This window comes from Coprococcus intestinihominis (assembly GCF_040096555.1).
In the GTDB taxonomy this organism is placed as follows: Bacteria; Bacillota; Clostridia; order Lachnospirales; family Lachnospiraceae; genus Coprococcus_A; species Coprococcus_A intestinihominis.
This window is the reverse complement of the sequence record NZ_JBBMEK010000240.1, coordinates 1-5,051: the sequence shown is the minus strand read 5'-3', so window position 1 is coordinate 5,051 and position 5,051 is coordinate 1. Positions and strand designations below refer to the sequence as shown.

At 44.0% G+C, this 5,051-nt stretch carries 6 protein-coding genes; 5 read left to right on the top strand and 1 reads right to left on the bottom strand.

Going from position 1 to position 5,051, the window contains the following annotated elements; translation table 11 throughout:
- The 5 genes from WMO25_RS14625 to WMO25_RS14605 form a co-directional block, all read left to right on the top strand.
- The coding region (locus WMO25_RS14625) for a sensor histidine kinase (protein ID WP_349085913.1) at nt 1-1,076 on the top strand (1,076 nt) is incomplete at its 5' end.
- Between the two features lie 147 nt (nt 1,077-1,223).
- Complete coding sequence (locus WMO25_RS14620; RefSeq protein ID WP_349085912.1) at nt 1,224-2,675, top strand: L,D-transpeptidase family protein; 1,452 nt, start codon at nt 1,224-1,226, stop codon at nt 2,673-2,675.
- A gap of 15 nt (nt 2,676-2,690) precedes the next feature.
- Nucleotides 2,691-3,287, top strand: a complete 597-nt coding sequence (locus WMO25_RS14615; protein ID WP_349085911.1) for a hypothetical protein — start codon at nt 2,691-2,693, stop codon at nt 3,285-3,287.
- A 159-nt stretch (nt 3,288-3,446) separates the two neighbouring features.
- Nucleotides 3,447-4,151 (top strand): hypothetical protein, encoded by a 705-nt coding sequence (locus WMO25_RS14610; protein WP_349085909.1) that lies wholly within the window; start codon nt 3,447-3,449, stop codon nt 4,149-4,151.
- Complete coding sequence (locus WMO25_RS14605; RefSeq protein ID WP_117539627.1) at nt 4,152-4,745, top strand: hypothetical protein; 594 nt, start codon at nt 4,152-4,154, stop codon at nt 4,743-4,745. It abuts the gene before it with no gap.
- Between the two features lie 70 nt (nt 4,746-4,815).
- On the opposite strand, the gene WMO25_RS14600 is transcribed toward WMO25_RS14605, so the two are convergent.
- Nucleotides 4,816-5,051 (bottom strand): hypothetical protein (locus WMO25_RS14600; protein WP_349085908.1); only part of this gene is annotated, 236 nt, incomplete at its 5' end.

The window sequence follows — 5,051 nt, the reverse complement described above, 5'->3', positions numbered from 1 at the left end:
ATGCGGATATCGGCGGCATGGAAAACCACAGCAACCGTGAGGAGATCAAGGCGGCGTTTGAAACAGGTGAAGGTCAGGCTGTCCGTCAGTCTAAAACAGTGGCAAAATCTACATTTTATTATGCTGTGCGCATGAATGACGGCAATGTGCTCCGTGTGGCGACGGAGACAGGCAGTGTTCTCAGTATTGTGCAGGGAATGCTGCCGATCATCGCGGTAATGGTGGTTATTTTGTTTGTTATCTGTACATTCCTGGGACGTCTGCTGACAGACAGTCTGCTCAGACCGATTGAACAGATGGCTGAAAACATGGATTATGTCAACGAAATTGCGGTTTATCAGGAGATGGAACCATTTATTGATACGATTCGCAGACAGCATGAAGATATTTTGAAAAATGCCAGTATGCGTCAGGATTTCACAGCCAATGTATCACATGAGCTGAAAACGCCTCTGGCGGCTATTTCAGGTTACTCGGAACTGATTGAAAACGGGATGGTATCGGAAAAGGATATTGCCCGGTTTGGTGGTGAGATTCATAAGAGTGCAGATCGTCTGCTGACATTGATCAATGACACGATTCGATTGTCAGAGCTGGATGCAACGACGCAGGATGTGGTTCTGGAAACGGTAGATCTGTATCAGGCGGCGGAAAACTGTATGGATACGTTGGAGATGAGTGCGAAAAAGCATGATGTGACACTGAAGCTGGAAGGTGAGTCCTGCAAGATTCGTACAGAGAAGGGAATGGCTGATGAGGTAATCTACAATCTCTGTGACAATGCCATTCGATATAATAATAAAGGCGGAAGTGTGACCATTTCTGTCATGCCGGTGGATAATCAGATTGTGCTGTCGGTCAAAGATACCGGTATTGGCATTTCCAAAGAGCATCAGGAACGCATTTTTGAACGTTTTTATCGTGTGGATAAAAGCCGGTCAAAATCTACAGGCGGAACCGGTCTTGGACTTGCCATAGTGAAACATATCGTGGCCAGAAACGGTGCACGGATGGAACTGGCCAGCGAGGTTGGAAAAGGAACAGAAATCAGGATTTATTTTGATAAGGCTGCATGATATATGCGGCCTTTTGCCGTATCAGGAGAGAAATCATATTTGTTTATAAAAAAGACAGATTATTTAGGTAAAATATGGTATGATAGGAACGTAATGCATAGATAACGATGAATAGATGAATGATAGATAGATGATGGAGGAAGAGGTATGGCAAAAAAGAAGAAGTCGGTCAAAAAAGGCCTGATCATTGGAATCAGCTCTGTTGCTGTATTGCTGGCAGCGGCCTATGCAGGTGTGGGATATTATTTCCATGACCATTTTTATCCGGGAACCGTGATTAATGAGACAAATTTTTCCCTGGGAACGGGAGAGGCGGCAGAAGCGAAGATTAAGGAGGAGGCAGAGGATTATCTGCTGGCTGTCCACGACAGAGAAGACCGGGTCTCTTATATCAGCGGATCAGATATTGATTATCATTATGAATCCGATGGCAGCATCCAGAAGATGATGGATGATCAGAACAGTATGCTGTGGCCTTTACATATAGGCAAGGAGCATTCTCATACAGTAGAGGTAAAAATGACGTATGATGAATCAAAGCTGGTGACATTGGTTGAAGCCATGGATTGTTTTAAGGAAGAGAACATTGTTAAGCCGGAAGATGCCTATTTGAAGTATACAGAGAATGGTTATGAGATTGTCCCTGAGAAGCAAGGAAGTCAGCCTCTTGAGGAGCAGATTATGTTGGATGTGAAGGCGGCCATTGACAGCCGTCAGTCTGTCTTACGGCTGAGCGACAATGACTACGTTCAGCCGTCAGTGACATCAGATGATCCAAAACTGCAGGAGAAGTTCCAGGTAACAGAGAAATACAAGAATATGTCGATCACTTATGAGATAGAAGGCTCAGAGCAGGTTCTGGACGGCACGACCATTTTGTCATGGCTGACGATTAATGATGATCTGTCTGTTACGGTGGATTCCGATATGGCGGCCTCTTATGCACAGCAATTGGCTTCCAAGTATAATACATATGCGGCAACAAGGTCCTTCGAAACAACTGCAGGGGATACAGTCAAAATCGGCGGCGGTGATTACGGCTGGGTTATTAATAAGAAAGGGGAGGCTGCACAGATTGTTGAGGATATCAAGAATGGTGAATCTGTGACAAGAGAACCGAAATACGAGCAGAGAGCTTTTGTGGAAGGCGCAGATGATATTGGCAATACATACATAGAAATTGACTATACAAATCAGCATCTCTGGTATTACAAAGATGGCTCTCTTGTGGTAGATTCAGATCTTGTTTCGGGTAATCTTAATAACGGCAATGGTTCACCGGACGGTGTTTTCAAGGTTATCAGCAGACAGAGTCCGGCGACATTGAAGGGCGAAGATTATGAATCAGACGTTACGTATTTCATGCCGTTTGCTTACAATGTGGGGTTGCATGACGCAAGCTGGAGAAGCTCTTTTGGCGGCAGTATCTATAAGAATGGCGGTTCACATGGCTGTATCAATTTGCCATATGATGCAGCGGACACGATTTATAAGAATGTTGAGCTTGGTACACCGGTGGTTGCTTATTACCGGGAGGATGTGAAACTGACTTCCAATAATGCTAAGGTTTCCAATGCATATTCTTACAGCAGTAAATAACAGGAGGGAAGGTACATGTACTTTCTAATTGGTTTGGGAATCATCGTAATTATTGTCTATGGCAATATGCTTTATGATCGAATCAAGACAAAGAAGAATAAAGATACGACAGATGTCGAGGAGTCTGCAGGTACAGCGGATAACCATTTTGCTGAGCAAAAGGAGACGAAAGGTCAGAAGACTGAAATCAATAGGCAGGCGCCGGATCAGGATCAATCCGGGAGCATGGTCAAAACAGCAGCGAATATTGCTTTTTCAGGCCCAACGCTGACACAGATGATTGCGGATGATCTGAAACAGAAGAAGCATATATTCGGCCTGCCGTTAACTTTGTGTGAAGAGCGGGGAGACGGTCAGCTGATCGCTTTGGATCGTGAGGACAATATTTATGTCATTGAGACTGTTCAGAGGGCAGATTATGAGGAGTTTTATCTGCAGATATTGGATGATATGGCGGTTCAGAGAAAACGTATTCAGAAAAATGCAGCAGACAGGAAAGTCTATGCAGTTGTGTGTGTGACAACTTTGCCTGAAACATTGAAATTGGCAGCAGAAAAGGACAATGCGATTCGAATTTTCAGTTATGAATTGAATTTTCGAAATGTCATGTAGAAAAATGTTGCTAAATTGTTAATTAAAAATCTTAAAAAACTCTAAAATCTATTGCGAAAATATTACAAATATATTACACTTAGCGGGTGCCGTGTGAAAATGGCAGCTTGGGATTTGTTTTCAAATCCGGAATATTAAATTTTGCGAGGTTTTTAGAGAATGAAGAAATGGATGCTTTTGCTGAGTCTGGTGTTGATGATCGTCATTGTAAACTGCGGTCAGGCTCAGGCGGCAGAGGAAACAGCCACGAAAGATATTACTTTTGAAGAATTGAATGATGAAAATGTATTTATCAAACAGTCAAGACGGGGGACCTGTACACTGGCGTCTTCGGCCATGATTATGCGCAGGGCGGCAATGCTGGCAGGTTTTGAGAACTGGGAAGATATTACGGAGAGCAGTGTAGGGAGCGTTGCATGGAGAGAAGGCGTCGGTATTTCATGGACATTTACGTATGATGGTGTGACTATGACGCATGATTATGTATCCTCTGTGGAGGATCTGAAGAAACTGTTGGAAGAACATCCGGAAGGAATTGTTGCCTATGATTCCAATAAGCCTCATGCCATTGCGCTGACGGACTATGATGCAGAGACAGATACTTTCTACTGCAGCGACCCTGCTGAGTGCTGTGCGAAAGCGAGAGTGCCGATTTCAGAGGCGATTATTTCACTGGAGAATGTGGATGTGGTCTGGTATGTGACAAGCCCATCGAATCTGAGAGCACCGGTTATGGCTGCTGCAGAAGCGAATGAGGCGGAAGAGAATACAGAAGCACAGTCAGTGATTCCGGAAATCGAAACAGCACCAGTGACAAGTCTTGACAATTTGAGTCATACAGAATTGAAACTGGAGATGAACTAAATGATTAAGATGATACTGGCCATTGGCCATATTAATTACGATAAATTTCTGAACAATATGCTGGAGATGGCCAAACAGCATCCGGAGCAGATGGGCGGTATGAAACTGCCGCCGTTTACGGCTCAGATGATCAAAATGCTGCCTGCTCGTAAGAAGAATGAAATGGTTGCCCAGGCATTAAACAGCAGTAAAGGCAAAGTGGAGCCTCAGATTGAACAGCTTCTGGCCCCGATTACAGGTCCGATCCAGCTGAAGAATTTTGATATTCAGTGCGGCGGTAAGCGGGATGCGGATGAAGTGACTTTGACGGTGGAATTTGCAGGTTATGACTGCGGGTATGTGGCAGATCACATATTGCCGTTTTATTATATGGAAGCAACAGCACCGGCATTTCTTGGTCCGGAATATAATGGACCGACGGACCTTGCGTCTGTGCAGGCTTATATTAAGGCTCAGGATTATAAGAAAGCACAGTTCCTTATTGCAAAGAGCATGAGCGTCAATAAAGCCTACATTATGAACTTGCTGCAGGACAAAGCGAAGCTGGCAGAGATTGAACTGCAGGTGAATAATTTACGATTGATGATAAAATAAAAAGAAATAGCATCTACTTTAGAGGTATCATATCAGGTATCATATCAATGGGGATGCTATTTCTTCTTTTTTAATGAATAAAGTCCTTCATGTTCGGACGGACAGTTTCTTCATAAACCAGCTCGGCCATGCAAGTAGCGAAATACTTACGATTGGCGATAAGCAGCTTCTTCTCATCATCGACACCGAGTTTCTCAGCCAGCCAGTCTTTCATCTGGGCTTTTAATTCGGCGCGTTCCGGTTCATACTGGAAATCGTCTGTCTTCTTGCCTTCCCATGCAGCAATACGTGTACGAAGTTCTTTTT